Raw genomic sequence first — 20,289 nt, 5'->3', positions numbered from 1 at the left:
CCTGTCAATTGGTCATTCCAATTAGCAGGCAATTGCCACTCATCATTCCTTGATCTTGCGAACCAGCATCCACAAAACCGCGCAGCCCACCAGATCCAGCCCGCACAGGCTGACGAACAGCGGGTTATAGCCAAAGGAATCCGCGCTTTGCCCGATCAGGAAGGTGAACAGGATGCCCCCGATCCACGCCGCCGATCCGGTCAGACCACTGACCGTGCCGACCCGGTTGCTGGGGAACATGTCCGAACACAGTGTAATCAGCGCGCCATTGAGCATCTGATGCGCAAAACCGCCGATGCAGAAAAAGACGATCGCCATCATCGGGCTGGTGGCAAGGCCGATGCAGGCCGGGCCTGCCATCAACAGCGCCCCGCAGGTCATGGTGATCTTGCGCGAAGCCACTACCCCCGCCCCGCGCCGGATCAGCCATCCGGGCAGCACCCCCGCCGCCAGCGACCCGAAATCCGCCGCCAGAAACGGCAGCCATGCCCAGAGCGCCACCGCCTTCAAATCCAGATGCCATGCGCTGACCAGATAGAGCGGGATGAAAAAGTTGAAGGTCTGCCACGCCGGTTCGGCAAAGAAGCGCGGCAGGGCAATCGCCCAGAACGAGCGCTCTTTGAGCAGCGACCAGCGGCTGGGCACCGGGCCATCGGGCGCGGCCCCGCCCTGTCCTTCGCGGATCATGGTCAGTTCCTGCGCCGAAAGCCGCGTATGTTCCTCAGGCCTCCGATAGCAAAACCACCACATCAGCGCCCACACCATGCTGAGCGCGCCCGACACCACAAAGGCGGAGCGCCAGCCCCACCACAGGATGCAAAAGGCCACCAAGGGCGGGGCAATCATATTGCCGACGCTGGTGCCCATCTGAAACGCGCTGGTGGCCAGCGAGCGTTCGCGCGCGGGGAACCATTCGGACACGACCTTGGCCCCGGCGGGAATGGCGGCGGCCTCATTCGCGCCCAGCAGGCTGCGGAAAAAGGCAAGGCCAACCCAGCCCCCAGCCAGCGCATGGAGCGCATTGGCCACCGCCCAGCCCACCGCAAAGATCATGAACCCCAGCCTCGTGCCCAGCGCATCCAGCACCGCGCCCGCCACCGTCTGCATCACCGTATAGCTGGCCTGAAAGGCGATCACGATCCAGCTATATTGCTGGGTCGTGATGCTCAGTTCCGCCTTCAGCGTGGGCGCGGCGACCGAAAGCGTCGAGCGCGCCAGATAATTGAGCACGGTCCCCAGCGTCACCAGACCGATGATCCACCAACGCAGGGATTTTACTTTGCCAGCCATTTACGCGGGATACCTTTATTGAGCGTCGAGTTCGATCAGCGAAACGCGCGCCGGAGCCGTCCCCGCCTTGAATTCCAGATCGATCCGGCCCTTGGACGTAACATCGAAGGTCCGCGCCACAGCCGCCGCATCCGCCGCCGGGGCGGCCGGTTCAAAGGCGCGCAGGATGGGTTTGCCATTGGCGCGGACATCGAAACCGCCCTTGACCTGCCCGGCCATGGCCGGGAACCACAGGGTCAGCTTGTAACGCCCGGCAGGCGCGGGAATGTGATAGGCAAAACTGCCCTTACGATAGGTGGCGATGGCGTCGCGTTCACCCGTGCCGTCGATGCGGGCAGGCTCAGCCTTGCGGCCGTAATCGGCGGGCTTGTCCAGACTGGCCACCTCGCCGCCTTCAAACCAGTTGTCCGAGCCCAGCAGGCGCGTCTTGCTTTTCGCCGCAACCAGAGTTCCGGTGTCGATGGCGATATGCCCGCGCTTTTCGGGCGAGAGCGTCCAGGTGATCTGATCCTCGACCGCCGCGCCATGGCGGATGCCGCGCGCCACCAGCCGGTTCTCACCCGCATCCAGCGCCACGGCGGGCCAGACGCAGACCATCTGCGCACAGCCCTCGCGCTTGCCCAAGGAGCGACCGTTTAGCAGCAGCTCGGTGCTCTCGGCATTGCTGTAAACCTTGACGTCGGTCACGCCATAGGCGCGGGCTGCATAGCGCCGCCCGGTGATGCGGATCGTGGGCGCGTCGCTCCAGTTCGCCTTATAGAAATACCAGGCGTCCTTGCGGGTCTTGTGGTCATAGGCGACCAGACCCTTGGTGTTGATGTCCTGCGCATCGCCCTCGGTGCGCACGGTGGTGGCAAAATCGAAGGAATTCCACAGCCAAGAGGCATAGAGATAAGGCCGGGCGGCGATCTGGGCCAGCGCGGTTTCGTGGATATAGGATTCATATTCTTCGGGCTGGGCCGCGCCGCGCGAATCCGGCATCCCGCCCAGCACATTGTCCGTATGGATCGTCAACGCCCCGCCAGCGCCATATTCGGTGACGGACAAAGGCTGGGCCGGACGCTTGGCGTGCAACTGATCCAGCGCCGGGCCAAGATCCTGCTCCTTGCCGAAATACCAGCCGAAATAGCGGTTGGCCCCGCCCAGATCGGCGGCCACCGCCGTTTCGGGAATGGCCACATCCGCGCCGAACAGCCGCCCTTCGCAGCAGGTCGCCAGAGCGGTCGGGCGCGAGGGATCTTCCGATTTTGCCTGTTTCTGCAGCATGTTAAGCAAAGGCATCGGATCGGGTGTCTGCCCATCGGTGCCGCCCCGGACAAAAGCGGGCAGCGAGTTGCCGAAATCGACCTCGTTGGCGATGCTCCAGATGGCGGTTGCGGCGTGGTTGTAATTCTGGTGGATCAATTCGCTCAATTGCTGGCGTACATTGGCCACCAGCGCGGGCTCCGGCTCCATCTTGCCCATCGTGGTCCAGGCCGAAACCAGCGGCACTTCATCCCACAGCACAAAACCATAGCGGTCGGCCAGATCGTGGATGGTCTGTCCATGCTGATAATGAGTCAGGCGGATCGAATTGACGCCCATTTCGCGCATCGTCGCCACGTCTTCCTCGACATCGGCGGGGCTGATCGCCCAGCCCTTGCCGTCGCGGTCCTGATGATAGCCCACACCATGCAGGACATAGGGCTTGTCATTGAGGAAGAAGCCCTTGTCGGCATCGAAACGCATGGTGCGGATGCCGAAATTCTGCTCGACCGCATCGCTGACCTTGCCATCGGCGCCCAGCACCTCGGCGCGCAGGCGGTAGAGATAGGGATCGGCCACGCCCTGCCACAGATGGGCACCCGCAACGGTCAGATCGGCGGCCACTTCCTGCGTCGCCTTGACGCCAAGGGCCTGTTTGACGGTGGTCTGCGCCGCCACCTTGCCATCGCGGTCGATCAGGGCGATCCGCGCCGAGGCCAGAGCCGGCTTGCCCGCATCATTGGTCAGACGCAGGCGGACATGCACCTGCGCATCGCCGCCCTGAACCGCCGCCGTATTGGCATAGAGGCCCGGCCCGCCAAAATCCTGCATATCGACATGCAGCGGCGCGGTAGAGATCAGCCGCACCGGGCGATAAAGCCCGCCATGCACGAAAAAGTCGCCGAACAGGGGCAGCACGTCAGATGTGGACGATCCGGCCGCAGGCTGCGAATTGTCCACCCGCACGGCCAGAACATTGCTCTGCCCCGGCTTCAGCGCGGCGGTCGCATCCAGCCGGAAACGCCCGAAGCCGCCGCGATGCTCGCCCAGCAGGACGCCGTTGAGCCAGACCTGCGCCACCCGGCTTGCCGCATCAAATTCGATCCACGTCTTGCGCCCGGCAAGATCGGCGGGCGCATCGAACCGATTGCGATACCAGCCCACGCCCATTTTCTTGGCCACCGTGGCCGCCGTGTTCGTGCCGCCCAGATCGTGGTGGTAATAGCCCACCCGGTTCCAGGTGTGGGGCACGGAAACCGCCTGCCATCCGCCATCGGCAAAATCGGGTTTGGCGGCATCAGCGGGGACATCCTGCCCGGCAAAGCGCCAGTCGGAGGCGAGCGGGAGGACCGTGCGGGCCTCCTGCGCGGCGGCGTGGGAGGCAAGCGCGGCGCCAAGGGCAAAACCGGCGGTACAGGCGAGAAGACGTGCGATCATCGGGGGTACTTTCCGCTTATTGGCCGGTGATGTGCCCGGTTATATGATTGTCTTTGAGCCACAGCGCATATTGGTCAAACCATGCATCGCTGGTCGTGCCATTGGGCTGTGAGGCAAAACCATGGCCGCCCGCGCTGTAGAGGTGGAACTCCACCGAGCTGCCCGACATGCGCCATGCGTGAAGCAGGCTCAGGTCCTGCGCCTTGAAGAAACGGTCATCGGCCGCGATGACCGAAAAGAGCGGCGGGGCGTGGGCGGGAACTTCGGTTCCCTGGGTCGGGCCATAGACCATGCCGACAAAATCGGGCCGCGCATCCGCCGCATTGGCCTGCGTTGTGGCCAGAACCGTCACCGCGCCTGCCGAAAAGCCCAGAATGCCGACCTTTGCCGGGTCGACATGCCACGCCCCGGCATGGGCGCGCACCATGCGGATCGCGGCCTGCGTATCGGCCACGGCATAGGGGCGGTTGTCCTCCTTGGGCTGCTCGCCCCGCTGGAACAGACCGGCCAGCGCCTGTTTGAAGGCAGGGAAACCGTCGCCGACGGGCCCATTACCTATTGGCAAGGTGCGATATTTCAGGATGAACACCCGCACGCCTTGCTTGTCGAGGCGCTTGGCGACGTCAAAGCCTTCATTGTCCATCGCGAGGAACTGATAGCCCCCGCCCGGCACCAGAATGACCGCCGGGGCCACCTTGTCCGCCGCCAGTGTGCCGGGCCAGAGCAGGAGCTGCGGCTTGCTGACATTATAAACCAGCCGCTGATCGGGCGTCTGCTGTGCCCAGCCCTCACGCGCGGGGTTTTCGCGCGGGAGGGTGATGGGCAGATCCACCGCCTTGCTGACCGGAGGATTGGTGACGGGCAGAACGCCATCGACCCATGCCCCCGGCGCAGCGCTTGCCGCAGTGGCCCAAAGGGCCGCGATCAGGGCAAGGCGCTTCACTTGGGCGTCTCCTTGGATTTCCGCGTGTAGTAATTGGCCAGCACGTCAAAGGCCAGCTTGTGCTGTCCGGTCTCCGAAATCAGCCCCTTGCGGTTCCAGCCCATCTGGAAGTCGGGATTCTGGCGGCGGGGCGAGCGGAAATCCTTGAGGATCCACGGCGAGAGCCCGCGCAGAGTCGGCACATGATCGGCCATTTCCAGCGTCTTGCGGTAATATTCGGCCTGAAATTCCTCGGAGAATTTCTGCATCCTGTCCGGGCTGTGGAAGCCCGATTTGGCATCCGCGCCAAATTCGGAAAACACCAGCGGACGGTCGGCAGGCACATTCCACACGCTGGCGGGCAGGTCGGAGAGGCGATCCCCGGTGTACCAGCCGTTGTAAGTGTTGATGGCAACAATATCGAGATCACCCGCCAGCGGATCGGCCATGGTCATGGTCGGAACCTTGGCATTTTCCTCGCGCTTGACCAGCAGGGCGGCGCTGACCAGACGCGAGGGATCGAGACGGCGCACATCGCCGATCAGCGTGCGCAGGAAAGCGTTGCGATCATCATTGACCGGGGTCTCATTGGCCACGCTCCAGATCACCACGGAGGCGCGATTGGAATCGCGCAGGATATTTTCAGCCAGCATGTTGCGCGCGGCAGCCAGCGTGCCGGGATTATTCCACGCCACCATCCAGTAAACCGGGACCTCGCTCCACACCAGCAGGCCCAGCTTGTCGGCGGCGCGGGTCATCACCTCGGAATGGGGGTAATGCGAGAGGCGGACGTAATTGCCGTGCAGCCCGTTCTTGATCTCGCCCAGCAAGGCATTGGCGGCCTCGGGGGTGATGACGCGGGCCGGATTGGGGCTGATCTCTTCCTCATGCATCGAAATGCCGCGCAGGAAAATCGGCTTGCCGTTCAGCAGGATGTCCGCGCCCTTGCGCTCAATGGTGCGGAAACCGATCTGGTCGCGCCAGACGTCCTCGCCCGCGCTCAGCGTCACATCATAAAGCTTGGGATTTTCCGGCGACCAGCGCACCAGCGAACGCGGCGCGGGGATCGAAGCCTTCCAATTGCCCTGCGCGTCGGTTTTACCCGGCACGTCCAGCTTGAGCCCGGCGATCGTCAGATGCAGGCTCTGCCCCGCCGCCGATGCGCCATCCAGATGCGCCGCAGCCTCCAGCTTGCCGTCGGTGGTCAGGCGGACCATCGCATTGTCGACATAGGTTGCGGGCGTATGGACCAGACGGATGCCGCGCGTCGCGCCGCCATAGTTTTCCCAGTCGGTGACGGTGGGGGGAACGGTGGTGGCGGTGGCCTGCGAGTCGACCGCGAAGGTGATCTGGTTGTCGCCATCGCGCAATTGCTGCGTCACCTCAAAGGCGAAGGGGGTGAAGCCGCCCTCGTGGCGACCGAGGGGCTTGCCATTGAGATAGGCCGTGGTGGCATAATTGGCCGCGCCAAAGCGCAGAAAATAGCGGCCCTTGCGGTTGGCCGGGGCGTCAAAATGGCGCTGATACCAGACAAGGCCCTGATAATGGCGCATTTCGGGCGTCGCGGCCAGCCATGATCCGGGCAGCGAGGTGGTTTGCGCATGGGCCATGTCGAATTCGAACATGGTCCGGTTGTCCTGCGCCATGGTCTTGCGCACGTCGATGTCCAACCAGCGCCGCTGCCCCAGATCCGGCGCTTCGCCATGAAAACCCGATATGCCGGAGCGATAGGGGTCGATTGAATAATTCCAGGTGCCGGAGAGTTCGGTGCCCTCGCGCATGTCGGCCGAAACCAGCAACGGCTCATTGGCAATTGTGGCCAGAGGCAGCGCGTTGGGCGCCTCTTCGGCCAGAAGCGGAAAGCTGCCCGTCATAAGGGCTGCGGCGAAAAACCTGATTGCGTGGGTCTTGCGCATACCGTCTCCAAGAATGGGATTGGCCCTGCCCCTTGTGGCTGGCTGATTTTTCCGCGCGCGGCGCGCGCAAAAAGGCCGGGCGGTTTTGGCCGCCCGGCCCGGTATTATCAGAAGTTCAGGCTGGCGCGCAGCCCGCCATAGCGGCGGAAGTCACGCGGAAGCACCGCCTGCGTGGTCATGGCATTGCCCCAGCTGCCGTTCGAGTTGATCAGCGAGGGATAATACTGCTGGTCGAACAGGTTGTTGACGAAAGCGGCCACTTCCCAGCGGCGATTTTCATCGCGGATACCAAGGCTCATATTCACGATCTCATAGCCCTTCTGGAAGGTCTGGGGATCGCGGGCCGCGTAATAGACGCTGCTCTGATGCTGAACATTGACCTGCGCCAGGCCGCGCAGCCCATCGCGGATCTGGGGCGTGTATTCCGCCGTTGCCGACATCTTGAACTGCGGGGCCTGAACCGCGCGGGTACCGGTCAGGTTCTGGCTTGAGGGCGTGCCCGCCACGCAGCCCTGAGCGGCGGTCTGGCCGGGGAAGCACTGGGCCACCGGATAGTCGATATATTTCGCGTCCAGAATGGCCAGCGAGGAGTTGAAGTTGAAATCCGAGCTGGGGCGATAGCCCGCATCGATTTCAAAGCCATGCGTGCCCAGCTTGCCCACGTTGGTCAGACGGAAGTTCGTCGTGCCGTCGGCCAGCGTTTCGATCGTCTGGGCCTGCAGGTTCTTGTAGGTCGTGTCGAAATAGGTGACGTTCAGCGTGACCTTGCGGTCGAAAAGCTGGCTGCGCACACCGAATTCGATATCGCGCGAAGTTTCCGGCTTGATCGGCCCGGCCGCCGCACGATTGGCGTTGAAACCGGTGGTCAGGTCATAGGTCTGACCCTTGTAGCCGGTCGAATAGGTCACGAAAGCGTTGACGCGCGGCGTGAATTCATAGCGCGCGCTGATGCGGTAGGTGGCTGCCGTATCCTGGGCGCTGCCGCTGAACTGGGCGTTGCCGTTCTGGATGTCCTGGAACGTGTAGGACACCTTTTCATTCTGCACGCGCCCGCCGCCGGTCAGGGTCGCCTTGGGCATGAACTGCCAGTCGGCCTGAACGAAACCGGCGATCTGGGACGACTTGGAGGTGGCGTACCAATTGGCCAGCGAGAAGGCCGGACCGCGATAGAAGGGGCGCTCAAAATCGACATTCGCGTAATAGGCGCCGACCGTATAATGGAAAGGCTTGCTGCCGTCGGACAGCAGGCGGACTTCCTGCGTGAAAAGCGTCGACTTGAACGTGCCGACCTGAATGTTGTTGAAGCCGGTCAGCGCCGAAGAGGTTTCGTCGGAGTCGAAATAGTCGTCCAGACGGAACTTGTCATAGGAGGTGATGGTCACCAGCGAGTGATCGCCCAGCGTGAATTCGCCGCGCAGATTGCCACCGCCGCCCTGATACTTGGTGCGCGAGGTGTAATTGATGCTGGCGTTCTGGTTGTTGGGCCCAACCACCACGCCGGGCAGCACCTGGCTGATGGTCTGACCAGCGGTGCCGCGGAAATTGGCGCCGGCGGCCTGGGCAATGATCGGGCGGCCAATATTGGTGTTGCCGTTCATGTAATTGAGCGACAGGGTCAGCTTGGCATCGCTGCTCGGCTCCCACCGGATCTTGGCGCGGACATTGCCTGCTTCGCGGCCGTTCAGCTTCTGGCCGTTGAACAGGTTGCGCACATTGCCTTCCCACTTGGAATAGGCCGCCGAAAACACATAGCCCACGGTCGGGCTGATCGGGCCGGAAACGCTGGCATTGACCGCATATTCCTGATCGGTCGTCACGGTCGCATTCGCGCGAACCTTGAGCGTGTCGCTGGGACCGCGCGTGATAATATTGATCAGACCAGCCGAAGCCGCCTTGCCATACAGGGTCGATTGGGGGCCGCGAAGAACTTCGATACGCTCCACATCGGGCAGATCGGTGAAGGCGCGGGCCTGAAACGCCATCGGCACTTCATCGACCAGCACGGCCACGCTCGGCTCAACGCCAATGCCGAAAGCGAAAGTGCCCACGCCGCGCAGCGACACGTTGGCATTCACCGGATGTTCGGCCGGGCGGATGGTCAGCGAGGGCGAAACCGCGCCGAGATCCTGGAAGTTGCGTACGCCTGCGGCCTGAAGCTGGTTCGCGCCCAGCACCGAGACGGCCAGCGGCACGTTCTGGACGTTTTCGGCGCGCTTTTGCGCGGTCACGATGATTTCGCCCGTGTCAGGCTTGTCAGACGCCTTGGGCGCAGCGCTCTGTGCATGGGCCGGGCCAGCCAACAGACCAATTGCAGCCGCGAGCGCGGCGACGCACACGGAGTTGTGGAAGCTCTTCATACCATCCCCTGATGATGCCGGACTGAATCGTCCTGTTTGTTTCGAAGGATGTTCTACATAATGGCCTGACCAAATGCAAGACCGGTTTGGCACATTGCGGATGAATGGCCTTATGATTGGTCATGGGTCGCGGCAATCAGATGTTTGGCCGAAATCGTCCCGGTGATTCTTCGGAGACCACATGGCCGCCGTCATACCGGTATGAAAATCTCCAGATCATCGCCATCAAACCAATGATAATAAAATAATAATTTGACATACCCCTATAGTGGACGACGAACGTCGGGCATGACGTCAATCTCTCAAATCCCACCTTTGATCGTGAGGCCGGGGCGAAACGGGCCCGAAAGGTTCTGCCCAAGGGTGTTGCGCAAATGACACTCGCGATCAACATCCGAGACAAGACGACACGCATCCGCGCGGGCAAGACCGTTGGGCGGCAATTGGCCTAACAACGGCCGGCGCGCGCAACACAAGCCCCGCGTGCGGTCAAGGCACTGGGCCTGAGGATCCTGTGCAGATCGCGGCCGCGACATCGCCTGCGTGCCATCGCCATCAATGTGTCGCAAAATCCGCCGTCGACAATGGCTGCGCGGGCCGCCCCTATACTCTACCAGTATGGTAGGAAAACTTGCTGACGCCCCCTTTCGCCGTAATCTGCTCTTTGCCCTCGCTTTGTCGGCGGGCATTCTCAATCTGATCGACCGCCAGATCATCGCGGTTTTGAAACCCACCATCGCGGCCGAATTGCATTGGAATGACGAGGATTACGGTACGCTGGCCACATGGTTTCAGACCGGCGCGGCGTTCGGCTTTCTGGCAGGGGCTGGATTGTGGACAGGCCGGGGGTGAAATGGGCCAATCCGCTTGGGGATGGCGGTATGGTCGCTGGCCGTGATGGCGCATGGCTGGGTGCGCTCGATGGCAGGCTTTACCGCCGCCCGCCTTTCCCTTGGCGCGACCGAGGCGATGGGGACGCCATCGAGCGTGAAAACCATCGCCAGGATTTTCCATGCTCCACTGCGCAGCGCCAGTTTTGGTCTGTCCAATGCGATGAACAGTATTGGCGCGATGCTGGCGCCTTTGGCGATTCCTTTTGTGGCGGCCGAATATGGCTGGCGGGCGGCTTTTGAACTGGGGGGGCGGCGGGGCTGGTCTGGGCGGGGCTGTTCGGCAAAAATGCCAGCGCAGGTGCCATCAGCATCGCCACCAAAGGCCCCAGCGCACCGGCGGCTGTGGCGAGGTGAGCGCCACCACTGATCAGGAATATCGCGCCAAGGCGGGCATCACCGGCGCGATCACCAATGGCCTGAATGCCGGGACCAGCCGCCTCGTCCCCCGCGACGATGTGCGCTATGGCGGCATCCTGCTGCGCAAGACGTTCTGACAGCGAGGGGGCGGCGTTGAAAAGCGCCGCCCCTTTTTGCCTTAACCCTGAAGTGGGCCGTGGAACGCGATTTCGTTCACGCTCAAACGCGGGCTGGGCTTTTCGCGCGCCTGCAGCGCTTCGGGCAGATCGCCCGCATCGCCGCGCCAGCCCGCGGCCACGGCCACTTCGACCTTGTAACGCTCGCCCGCGCCGGTTGCCTTGGCCGCCGCTTCGGGATCGAAACCGGCCATTGCGTGGGTGGACAATCCGCGCTTGGCCCCCTGCAGCGCCAGATAGGCCCATGCCGCGCCCGCATCGAAGGAGTTCCACTTGGCGGGCGTCGCCTCGCTTGCCCCCGGCGCGGTGATCTGCTTGTCCGACAGGACGAAGATCAGCGCCCCGGCCTTCTGCGCCCAGCCCGCATTGAACGGCAGCAGCGCGCCGACAAACGCATCCCAGTTCGCATCGCCGCGCAGCGCATAGGCAAAGCGCCAAGGCTGATAATTGAACGCGGAGGGGGCCCAGCGCGCGGCCTCGAACAAAGGCAGCAGATCGGCCTGCGTCACCCCTTGCTCGCTATAGGCGCGCGGGCTCCAGCGGGCGAGGAAATCGGGATCGATCGGGTGATCGGCATTACGCGTGGTCATATAAGCTCCTTATTTCAATCAGCCTGGGCCTTTGGGGCAGGATAAACCGGCCATTGCGCAAAAGGGAAGTCCCGCATCTGGCTGCAGGCCGACTTATCGCCATCGCCCATTCGGGGACGCGGCCTGCCACAAGGGCCAAACGCCTCCTGATACGCCCCTCCCGGCTAGCCCGATGCGCCGACGCCCATCAATTCTCTTTCTTCCACCCCATCGCCGCTGACATGACATCGAACAGGCGGGTATTGGCAAGAAGCCGTGCACAAGGTTGGCGCCCGGCCCGCGCCGCCCACCAACACCGTGTCATGGTCGAAACAGGGCTGCAGGTCGAAAAGGACTGGAGCTATGCGCCCTTTGCCAATGCCAGCGCATCCGCCCCCGCCGGAAAGCGGAGCTGGCCTGTCCGGTCCTGCACCGCGTCCCACACCGCCTGGGCAACATCGCTCTCGCGCGTGGTCAGGGCGGGCGCGGCAAAGGCTTCCAGAATGGGGCGGGCAAAGTCGGCATAGCCGCCCGGCAGCAGATCGCTCACCGGCACGATGGCATTGGCCCCGAACCGCGTGGTCGGCGCATAGCCCGGCTCGACCAGCTTCACCTGAAGGCCAAAATAACCCAACTCATGCGCCAGCGAGCCGGTGAAGCCCTCGATGGCCTGCTTGGTCGCGGTGTAGGCTGCGGCCAGCGGAAAAGCGCCCAAAGTGACACTTGAGGTGACATTGACGATGCAGCCCGAGCGACGTTCCCGCATCTGGGGGATGAAGGCCTGACACATGGCCATCACGCCGATTGTGTTGGTCTCAATCAATTGCCGGATCAGGCTCATCGGCATGGCCTCGAAAGCGCCCACCCCGCCCACTCCCGCATTGTTGACCAGCACATCGATGGGCCCTGCCGCCTCCGCCAGAGTCGCAATGCTCTCCTGCGAGGTGACATCGAGCGGCAGAATGCGCAGCCGGTCAGAAGCGCCGCCAAACACCGCCGGGTCGGGCTTGCGCATGGTCGCCACCACATTCCAGCCCTTGGCGAGGAAATGCTCCGCCGTTGCCTGGCCATAACCGGAGGATGTGCCGGTGATGAGGATCGTCTTGGTCATTGCCTGTCTCCTTGATGTCGATGCAGGGAGAGATAGACGCTGAGTGGAAGACAATATATAATCATAGATCCATATTCATTTACAGATCGTCCAAACCCATGGATCCCCTGAGCGAAATTATCACCCTGCTGCGCCCCCATGCGGCCCTGTCAAAGCCGATCACGGCGCGGGGGCGCTGGGCGGTTCGCTATCAGGCGCATGATGCGCCGGGCTTCACGCTCATACTCGCCGGACAGGCATGGGTGACCTTCGAAGGATCGGCGCCGCTGAGACTGGCGCAGGGGGATTTCCTGCTGATGCCGACAACGCCCGCCTTTGCTCTGGCCAGTGAGCCGGAACTGGCCGGTCCTCTGCTGGAGCCGAGCAAGGAGGCGGTCCGGCATGGGGAACAGGACGGCGAGCCTGATTTTGCGGCCCTAGGCGGCAGTTTTTCCTTTGAGCGGGCCAATGCCCCTCTCCTGCTCGCGCTGTTGCCCGGCCTGATCCACATTCCCGCTGCGCAGGGCATGATGGACCGCATGGGCCGGACCATCCACCTGCTGGCCGAAGAATGCACATCCAGTCATCCGGGCAAGGATCTGATCGTGCAACGCATGCTCGAAGTGCTGCTGGTCGAGGCCCTTCGGTGGCAAGGGGTGGGACATGATGCCGCCTCGGCAGGCTTGCTGGCCGGGCTGCGCGATCCGGCGCTGGCCCGGGCGCTGCACGCGATGCATGCCGATATCCGCGCCCATTGGACCGTTGCGCAGCTCGCAAGGATCGCCGGCATGTCGCGGTCGGCCTTTTCCGCGCGGTTCAGCCTGATCGTTGGCCGTGCGCCCATGGAATATCTCGCCAGTTGGCGCATGGCGGTTGCCAAGGATGCGCTTTCCCGTGGTGGCAAATCACTGGATCGCATCGCCGATGACATCGGTTATGAATCCGCCAGCGCTTTCAGCACCGCCTTTCGGAAACACAACGGCACTCCGCCGGGCAGCTTTGCCAGAATGATGGCAGAAGCGTAATCCGCAACTGCAGACGTTCCCCAACGGCCGCATGCGTTGTTCAACTGGCCCGCATCTTCGGTACGGAAGCGCAAAACCCGCAGGCCACGTTGATCAGGGACTGGGCCGCAGATCCTCTGGCCGCCAACCGCGCCCATCGCTTCGCGGGCGGCTATATCGCGCCATCAGACCAACCGTGGGCGGCCTGACCCATGGGCGCAAAATCTGTTCCTTGCCGACAGAAACCTGCTAATCGCGTCGACATGTCAAACATTCACAGGCTTGCCGGTACCGTCGACGTTGACGGGCTTCACTATGATTGGGAACTTCGACGCGAGCCGCACTGGAGCGAGTTTGAAGGCTGGAAGGGCATGGCCGTTGCGTTGCTCCAGCAAGATGGCCAGCGCGGAGCCGTGCTGGAATTTCCCCCGCCGAAACGTCTGCTGAAAGGCTTGCCACCGAGCCGCCTGCAAATCAGCGACGCCCTTGTTTCCCGGGGAATTCGTGCGGCACTGCTGGCCGGGTGGGAACCGATGTCTCGCGGCAAGCCCATGGTGTTCGTTGTCGACGCGGACGGCAACTAGTCGCCGATTGCCGTAACAGACCAAGGTTGGAGAGCATGATGAGCGTTTCGGCAAAAGCATGGGAAGGCGAACTGGTTCGCAAATGGCTGGAATGCCGCATCGAAGCCGCGAGACTTGATCAGACCGCAGCGGACATGCGGGGATATGAAGGTCAGGACGACTATGACAAGGCAGCCGCCGAGGAATGGGTTTGCCGAACCCTGATGGCCGCCGCACGCCAGGGCGATCAGGCCGCTTTCGCCGCGCGCCTCAAAGAATTGCTGGGGCAAGACGAGCATCGGGCCACGGGCATTTATGATGACCGGCGCTTCGAAAGATATGTCCGCGCCAACCTTAGAAAACTGACCAAGATGACCAGGACCAACGTTGGGTTCGAGAACACGTTGCGCTATCAGTGAGCGTCACAGGCTCTGGAGTGAGCTAATCGCCCATTCCGAGGTCCGGGCCCCTAGCCGGACATACGACAGTTTCGCGGCAGTTGAAGATCAGTATAACCGCAACATATCGAATGAAGCAATGACGGCACTGGCACCGTATCCGGAAAGACCGGTTTTTGTGCGCGAATGACGATGGCTGCCGTAAGCGATCGCGCAACCATCTGATGGTTGCCGCAGGGTTTGCTGCCACAAGCAAAACCAGAGCGCTCACCGTGGTGCCCCCTATGTTTTGCGAAGCACGAGAACTTTCCCTGCATGCTTGGCGCCAGAGCAAGAAGCTATTCGGCGTCCAACTGGCGCCGACGCAGGGAGCCCCAGCCCGTGGCGTGGATGGCATCAAGCGCGGCGGTGATTTGCGCGGTCTGCATCGGGTTGAAACCCAAGAGGGTGAGGATCACAGGCAACCAGGTCATGACTGAAAAGCCCTGTTAATTTCTTTTGCTGCGCCATAGACGAGCTGATGGACCTCGTTCAGTGTTTCGCGGGCAAAACCGGCGTCAAGCAAACGGCGCGTTTCACCGGCAGGCATGGCGTCCCCGCGCAAGCGTAACAGGACTGCATAGCGCCGCAATGCCTCCAGTCGCGGATCGGCCAGTGGATTGGGGCGATCCGCCCTGAACAGCCAACGCATGAAACGATTGCCGCGCTCGGGCTGTGCCAGACTGTCGATCCCATCGCTCTGGGCAATGTGGATGGCCAGTCGCTCAAGCCTTGTCAGCGCCGGAATGAACCGCGAATTTTGCGCAGATGGGGCTGCGGCGGGGCCGGTTGAGATAAAACCCTGCGTGAGATCCAGATAGGCCATAAGAATGCTCCTCAACGTCAGGAATGTGCGGTTATCCTGCGTGACGAGGCGACCATGGCGAAATTCAGACCCCCAAAACAGCTGATTAAATTTGAAGGATATGTTCGGAATTTTCGAACATTACCGTTTCTCGGCCTCATCAGCACCGGCAGCTCCATTGATTTCCGACGCGGCGGAGCGGCTTCTGGAATTTGGCCTCGCGATTTGGTGCACGCAAAGGCAGACCAGCAGATCGTGATAAGGCTGCGAGATTTCGGACCGGGATCTGGCGATCCATCCGGCTCCGGGGCGAACGCCCGCGTCGATAAAGTGAAATGAGCTTGTGGCTGGCTCAACCTTCGAGCCAGCCACAAGTTCTCAGATCAGAATTTCCTCCGCAGGGAAAGCGACCATTCCCGTGGCGCTCCCAAAGTTCCGGTCGTGATGCCGATCGGCAGACGAACCTTGTTCAGATAATAAAAATTATTGGCCATATTGGTCACAGCCAAGGAAAGTGACCAGTTGTGTTCAGGAGAATTCCAGGTGATGCGGCCATTAAGCATCGTATAGCCCGGAACATTCGACAAAGGATTATTGTCGACATTAGTGTAGAATGAGGATTGATAGGCAAAGTCAATGCGCGGCGTGATACTGCCGCTGCTGCCCAGCATGGCTTCATATTGAACACCCACGCTTCCCTTCCATTTGGTGATGAAAGGAGCTTGCGAGGCCAGTGTGATATTGGCGATGGTGGCGCCGCTGGCACCAATACTTTTGAGTTTGAAATCAAGATAGCTCAGGCTCGCATCAATACTCAGTCCATTGACCGGAGTGGCATGAAGTTCGGCCTCAATGCCTTTCAACTGAGCATTGCCCGCATTGGTCGGCGTGGAGTTCTGCGGCGTAATCAGCACGCCGCCCACGACGGTGGGCGCGGTATTCATAAAGATTATATTGCTATAATCATTGATAAATCCCGACAAATTCAACTGCACCGCCCTATCGAACAAACTGCTCTTCAGGCCGATTTCATAGGCCGAAAGTGTTTCCGGGTTAAACGGCACCACCTGCTGCACAACAAACGGCCGGGGGTTGATACCGCCGCCACGATAGCCGGTCGAAAATTGGGCATAGGCCATGATGCCCGGAGTGAACTTGTAACTGGCATTGGCGCGATAGTCCAAACGACTGCCGGAAAACCGTCCGACCGCGCCGTCGATCAGGCTTTGCGCCGTATAAGAAGTTTGGCTTGTGTTGAACGGGTTTTGCCGTTCGAAATAGTAATCTTTCTTGTCATCGGTATAGCGAATCCCACCGGTCAGATCGAGCTTGTCGGTGACATGCACGACCCCATGGGCAAATCCTGAAAGGCTGCGCGCCGGAATCCGGTCATCTGAATAAAATACCGAACTGAATGGTGCTCCGGGCGCAATAATGTCGCCACCGACGATGGTGCTCGTGGCCTTGTAGTAATAAGCGCCAAGAGTCCAATCGAGCATCTTGTTAAAGCTCGACGAACTGATGCGCAGTTCCTGTGTGAACTGGCGATGGCCATTGGTAATGGTGCCCGTATTGATGCCAAAGGGCGATCCATCAAAATCGGTGCCATAGCGGCCCGAGATATTTTGGTAAGCCGTAACCGATTTTATCGCGATATCGCCCAGCTTCCAATCAATCGTCATCGCCGTATCCCAGGTCCGCAGCCTTGTGTTCGGCTGCCAGACCGTGGTCGGATGCGACCCGGCCGCATCGGTGAACGCGGGCGTCTGATAAGTGGAATAGTTGCTGTATTCCCGCGCAGGCGTGAGGAAAATCGACTGATTGGCCACACCGGGTGTCAGAATTGGGGACACCGCCATGGCAATAAGCTTGGTTGCGGAAGGCTCGGAATCGTCGACAAGACGGCTTGCCGAAACATTCACCTCCAGATTGTCGGTGGCAATCCAGCGAAGAGCCAGGCGCGCCGCCGTGTAGTTGGTGCCGCCCTCATGGCCGATCACGCAATTACCCGTGCTGCCCGCCGTCGCAGGCACCGCACTTGCGTAAGCAGGATTACGGCAGCCGAAATCATAGCGCGTGAGGTATCCGTTCTGGTGACGGGTCACCCCGGAAATGCGTGCAAAGAGCTTGTCGGGCACCAGGGTGATGTCGGCGCCGGCGCGAACGTCAACGCGATCGCGAGAACCCGTCGTGGCCTCGATAAAGCCGCCATTGGTTCCGTTCGGCTTTTTGGTGTAGAGCTTGACGGCGCCGCCGATGGAGTTCTTACCCGCCAGCGTCCCTTGCGGCCCGCGCAGAATTTCCACCCGGTCCAGATCAAGCAGGTCGAGTTGAGCCCCGAAAACGGCGCCGCGATAGACATCATCGACATAAAGTCCCACACCTGGCTCATAGGCAAAGCTGGTGTCGGCCTGGCCGATGCCGCGAATGTAAATAGCGGCGCCCGGGCCGAAAGCAGAGCCGGTCGGCTTGAGTACGACATTGGGCGAGGTGTTGCTGAGGTCTGTGATCGTATTATAGCTGCGGGAAAGCAAAGCATCGCCGCTTAGAGCCGTAATCGCAATCGGCGTATCCTGAAGTCTCTGGCCACGGAACTGCGCCGTGACGATGATATCATTCACCGTGGCGGCCTCTGTCTTTGGCTTGTCAGCAGTGGCCTGCGCATTAGCCAAAGCCGGAACGGCCAGTGCCAGCACAGCGCAGCCGCTCTTTAAAATTATACCTTTCATGCAAATCCCCCAATATATTGATTAGTTATTTTTTGAGATCGACATCAACCGATTGAAGGGTTGCATCGACAAGCGCTTCCACGCGTGAACCGGGCATCAATTCACCCAACCCTTTGCGGCCCACATAGGTGTTCCCGAAAACGCGGAAGAGTTTTGAAAGCTGGCGGGCGTCGACCTGTTTGCCGTCAACCGACAGGATCAGATTTGCCGCCTGCGCGCCGCCCGCAGGGTGCGGCTCAAAGCGTACCGAAATATCGTGAGAGCCGGGTGCGAGCGGCAATTGCCCCGTCAATTCGACGCGCTCCTGGTCCCGGCCTGTGGGATTGTAGAGGAACACGGGAAAACCGTTTTCGATCGTCAGCCCATAGCCGCCAAAAAGGTCGCCCGTAATAAGGAGGGGTCCTCGTGCCTGACTGCTGCCAACAGTGACATGGGCGGTTGCGGACCATCCCTTCTGCAGGCCTGGAAAACTGTTGGCAGGATAGCGGGTATCGCCCGGATAATAGGTAAAATGATTAAGCCCGGCCAGCAGATCGGGTCGGTTCGATGGCGCAAAGCGCGTCATCAGATCGGCACCAAGCGGATAGACGTGATTAAGGGTTGCCGCCTTATCAAACTTTTTCTTCAGCTCGGCCAATTTGGCCGGAAATTGCGCGGCAACATCGGTTCCCTGCGAATAGTCCTTGTTAAGATCATACAGTTCCCAATGAAACTTGTATGGATCGACCGCCGCATGATGACGATCCCATGGAGCCACAACAGGGGTGGTGGAAGCCAGCCAACCATTGCTGTAATAGGCGCGATTACCAAGCATCTCGAAATATTGCTCGGTGTGGCGGCTTGGCGCAGCCGGGTCGTTGAAGGAGTAAAGCAGGCTGGTGCCGTCGATCTGTTGCTGTTTCACGCCGTCCACGGAAAGCGGCGGCTTGATACCCGCGGCCTCGTAAATGGTGGGCGCAATATCGATGACATGGGCAAATTGCGTGCGCAGCCCTGCGGACCGGATCCGGGCTGGCCAGCTGATCGCGAGGGCGTCGCGCAGGCCTCCCAGATGCGAGGCGATCTCCTTGCCCCACTGAAAAGGCGTGTTGGTTGCCCATGCCCATGGCGCCGGATAGTTGCCGAATGCGAATGGTCCGCCATGGCTCTCGATATTGCGCTCAAGTTCCCTGTATGTCGGTTCAATGCCGTTCAGGCTTGCCATTTCGTTGTTGGCGCCGTTGATGCTTTCATCGCTTGCGCCGTTGTCGCCCTGAATGAAAATGATCAGCGTGTTATCAAACTGACCGCTTTTCTTCAGCCAATCGATTACCCGACCAATCTGGTAATCGCTTTGGGCGAGCTGTGCTGCGGCCACCTCCATCATGCGGGATGCGGCGCTTTGTTCATCCTTCGTCAGGCTGTCCCAGGCAGGCATGGCCTCCGGCCGCGGTGTCAGAACCGCATCGGCCGGGATGATGCCAAGCTGTTTTTGCCTTTCAAATGTCTGCTCGCGCAGCTTGTCCCAGCCCATTGCAAACTGGCCTTTGAACCGCGCAATCCAGTCGGCGCTGACCTGGTGAGGTGAGTGCAAAGTGCCGGGCGCCCAATAGGCAAAAAACGGGCGGGCGCCGCGAACCGTATGATGGATCTGCATCCAGTGAAGAAGATGGTCGGCAAGGTCGCGATCCAGATTGTAGCCGGGATCCCTGGCCGGTGGATCTATCGGATTACGGTTCTCGACCAACTCGGGAGAAAACTGGTCTGCCATCGCGGCATTGAAACCATAGAAGTAATCGAAGCCCATGGCATTGGGCCAATGGTTGAACGGCCCCGCAGGCCCGGTCTCCCACACTGGAGTATTGTGATTTTTGCCCACCCAGGCCGTGTCATAGCCATTGAGCTGAAGAACGCGGCCGATGGTGGCCGCGCTATCGGGAATGACCGATGTATAGCCGACCTGATCGGTGGCAAGGTTGCTGATCGCGCCCGATCCCACCGCATGGTGATTGCGACCGGTCAGCAAGGCGGCGCGAGTAGGCGAGCACATGGCCGTGGTATGAAACGCATTGTAGCGCAGGCCGGTCAGCGCAAGGCTGTCAAAAGTTGGCGTCGGGATAACGCCGCCGAACGAGGTTGAGGCAGAAAAGCCGACATCATCGGTCATGATCAGCAGCACATTGGGCGCCTGTGCCGGAGCGCTGGGCTGCTGCGGGTAATTCCTGAAATCGCCGGGCGTGCGCGCAGCGGCAGCGGGCACCACAAACGCCGGATTGGCAACAAGGCCAATCGCCATAGCCATCCCGACCCCGCCTTTGATCGCCTTTTTAAGACGCCGATAGATCATCCCTGCCCCCAGATCTGCCAAGTTTACCTGGCTAGAAATTCACTTGAATTTGTTGTTGAGGAGGAGGAAGCATTGCGGACCGCGAAAGCCAGCGTGTCTATTCGTTGGGCTGCCAAAAGGTCGCATTCCCCTCATCTGCACATACTCTTGCGTAGCAAAGGCTTGAACAGCAA

17 protein-coding genes are annotated in these 20,289 nt (G+C 61.0%); 6 read left to right on the top strand and 11 right to left on the bottom strand.

Annotated features, from left to right (window positions below):
• Nucleotides 1-42 precede the first annotated feature (42 nt).
• The 5 genes from BGP00_RS04415 to BGP00_RS04395 form a co-directional block, all read right to left on the bottom strand.
• Nucleotides 43-1,290 carry an MFS transporter gene (locus tag BGP00_RS04415; protein WP_168601199.1) on the bottom strand — a complete coding sequence of 416 codons (1,248 nt, stop codon included), beginning with the start codon at nt 1,288-1,290 and terminating at the stop codon, nt 43-45.
• Nucleotides 1,291-1,305: 15 nt separating this feature from the next.
• Nucleotides 1,306-3,972 carry a glycoside hydrolase family 2 TIM barrel-domain containing protein gene (locus BGP00_RS04410; protein ID WP_292922220.1) on the bottom strand — a complete coding sequence of 889 codons (2,667 nt, stop codon included), beginning with the start codon at nt 3,970-3,972 and terminating at the stop codon, nt 1,306-1,308.
• A 16-nt stretch (nt 3,973-3,988) separates the two neighbouring features.
• Nucleotides 3,989-4,915: an alpha/beta hydrolase gene (locus BGP00_RS04405; RefSeq protein WP_292922218.1), complete on the bottom strand. Its 927-nt coding sequence runs from the start codon at nt 4,913-4,915 to the stop codon at nt 3,989-3,991.
• Nucleotides 4,912-6,810 carry a glycoside hydrolase family 2 TIM barrel-domain containing protein gene (locus tag BGP00_RS04400; RefSeq protein WP_246869838.1) on the bottom strand — a complete coding sequence of 633 codons (1,899 nt, stop codon included), beginning with the start codon at nt 6,808-6,810 and terminating at the stop codon, nt 4,912-4,914. The genes BGP00_RS04405 and BGP00_RS04400 overlap by 4 nt, the downstream gene beginning before the upstream one ends.
• 107 nt (nt 6,811-6,917) lie before the next feature.
• Entirely contained in the window at nt 6,918-9,167 is a 2,250-nt protein-coding gene (locus BGP00_RS04395; protein WP_292922215.1) for a TonB-dependent receptor, read from the bottom strand.
• 618 nt (nt 9,168-9,785) lie between these two features.
• On the opposite strand from BGP00_RS04395, the gene BGP00_RS04390 reads away from it, so the two are divergent.
• From BGP00_RS04390 to BGP00_RS04380, 3 genes are read left to right on the top strand one after another with little or no spacing between them, the layout of a single operon-like run.
• Nucleotides 9,786-10,019, top strand: a complete 234-nt coding sequence (locus tag BGP00_RS04390; RefSeq protein ID WP_168601202.1) for an MFS transporter — start codon at nt 9,786-9,788, stop codon at nt 10,017-10,019.
• Between the two features lie 21 nt (nt 10,020-10,040).
• Entirely contained in the window at nt 10,041-10,427 is a 387-nt protein-coding gene (locus BGP00_RS04385) for an MFS transporter (RefSeq protein WP_292922212.1), read from the top strand.
• A complete protein-coding gene (locus tag BGP00_RS04380; RefSeq protein WP_292922210.1) occupies nt 10,411-10,554 on the top strand; it encodes a hypothetical protein in 144 nt (47 codons plus the stop codon). The genes BGP00_RS04385 and BGP00_RS04380 overlap by 17 nt, the downstream gene beginning before the upstream one ends.
• Before the next feature lie 41 nt (nt 10,555-10,595).
• On the opposite strand, the gene BGP00_RS04375 is transcribed toward BGP00_RS04380, so the two are convergent.
• Entirely contained in the window at nt 10,596-11,183 is a 588-nt protein-coding gene (locus tag BGP00_RS04375) for a nitroreductase family protein (protein WP_292922208.1), read from the bottom strand.
• Nucleotides 11,184-11,523: 340 nt separating this feature from the next.
• Nucleotides 11,524-12,273 (bottom strand): SDR family oxidoreductase, encoded by a 750-nt coding sequence (locus BGP00_RS04370; protein ID WP_292922206.1) that lies wholly within the window; start codon nt 12,271-12,273, stop codon nt 11,524-11,526.
• A gap of 98 nt (nt 12,274-12,371) precedes the next feature.
• Between BGP00_RS04370 and BGP00_RS04365 the strand changes: the two genes are divergently transcribed.
• The 3 genes from BGP00_RS04365 to BGP00_RS04355 all read left to right on the top strand — a co-directional run bounded on the left by BGP00_RS04365 (nt 12,372) and on the right by BGP00_RS04355 (nt 14,238).
• The gene (locus tag BGP00_RS04365) at nt 12,372-13,277 is read left to right on the top strand and encodes an AraC family transcriptional regulator (RefSeq protein WP_292922204.1); all 906 of its coding nucleotides are present in this window, start codon (nt 12,372-12,374) and stop codon (nt 13,275-13,277) included.
• A 242-nt stretch (nt 13,278-13,519) separates the two neighbouring features.
• Complete coding sequence (locus BGP00_RS04360) at nt 13,520-13,840, top strand: hypothetical protein (RefSeq protein ID WP_292922202.1); 321 nt, start codon at nt 13,520-13,522, stop codon at nt 13,838-13,840.
• A 35-nt stretch (nt 13,841-13,875) separates the two neighbouring features.
• Nucleotides 13,876-14,238 carry a hypothetical protein gene (locus BGP00_RS04355; RefSeq protein ID WP_310014627.1) on the top strand — a complete coding sequence of 121 codons (363 nt, stop codon included), beginning with the start codon at nt 13,876-13,878 and terminating at the stop codon, nt 14,236-14,238.
• Between the two features lie 317 nt (nt 14,239-14,555).
• Here the strand turns inward: BGP00_RS04355 and BGP00_RS04350 are convergent, their stop codons facing one another.
• The 4 genes from BGP00_RS04350 to BGP00_RS04335 all read right to left on the bottom strand — a co-directional run bounded on the left by BGP00_RS04350 (nt 14,556) and on the right by BGP00_RS04335 (nt 20,116).
• A complete protein-coding gene (locus BGP00_RS04350; protein WP_292922198.1) occupies nt 14,556-14,690 on the bottom strand; it encodes a hypothetical protein in 135 nt (44 codons plus the stop codon).
• Nucleotides 14,687-15,082 carry a hypothetical protein gene (locus BGP00_RS04345; protein ID WP_292922196.1) on the bottom strand — a complete coding sequence of 132 codons (396 nt, stop codon included), beginning with the start codon at nt 15,080-15,082 and terminating at the stop codon, nt 14,687-14,689. The genes BGP00_RS04350 and BGP00_RS04345 overlap by 4 nt, the downstream gene beginning before the upstream one ends.
• Nucleotides 15,083-15,444: 362 nt before the next feature.
• Nucleotides 15,445-17,790: a TonB-dependent receptor gene (locus BGP00_RS04340; RefSeq protein ID WP_292922194.1), complete on the bottom strand. Its 2,346-nt coding sequence runs from the start codon at nt 17,788-17,790 to the stop codon at nt 15,445-15,447.
• A gap of 25 nt (nt 17,791-17,815) precedes the next feature.
• Nucleotides 17,816-20,116 carry an arylsulfatase gene (locus BGP00_RS04335; protein ID WP_292922192.1) on the bottom strand — a complete coding sequence of 767 codons (2,301 nt, stop codon included), beginning with the start codon at nt 20,114-20,116 and terminating at the stop codon, nt 17,816-17,818.
• Between the last annotated feature and the right edge of the window lie 173 nt (nt 20,117-20,289).

This window comes from Novosphingobium sp. 63-713 (assembly GCF_001898925.1).
GTDB lineage: Bacteria > Pseudomonadota > Alphaproteobacteria > Sphingomonadales > Sphingomonadaceae > Novosphingobium.
Note: the sequence above shows the minus strand (reverse complement) of the source record. Positions and strands in the feature narration are given on the sequence as shown.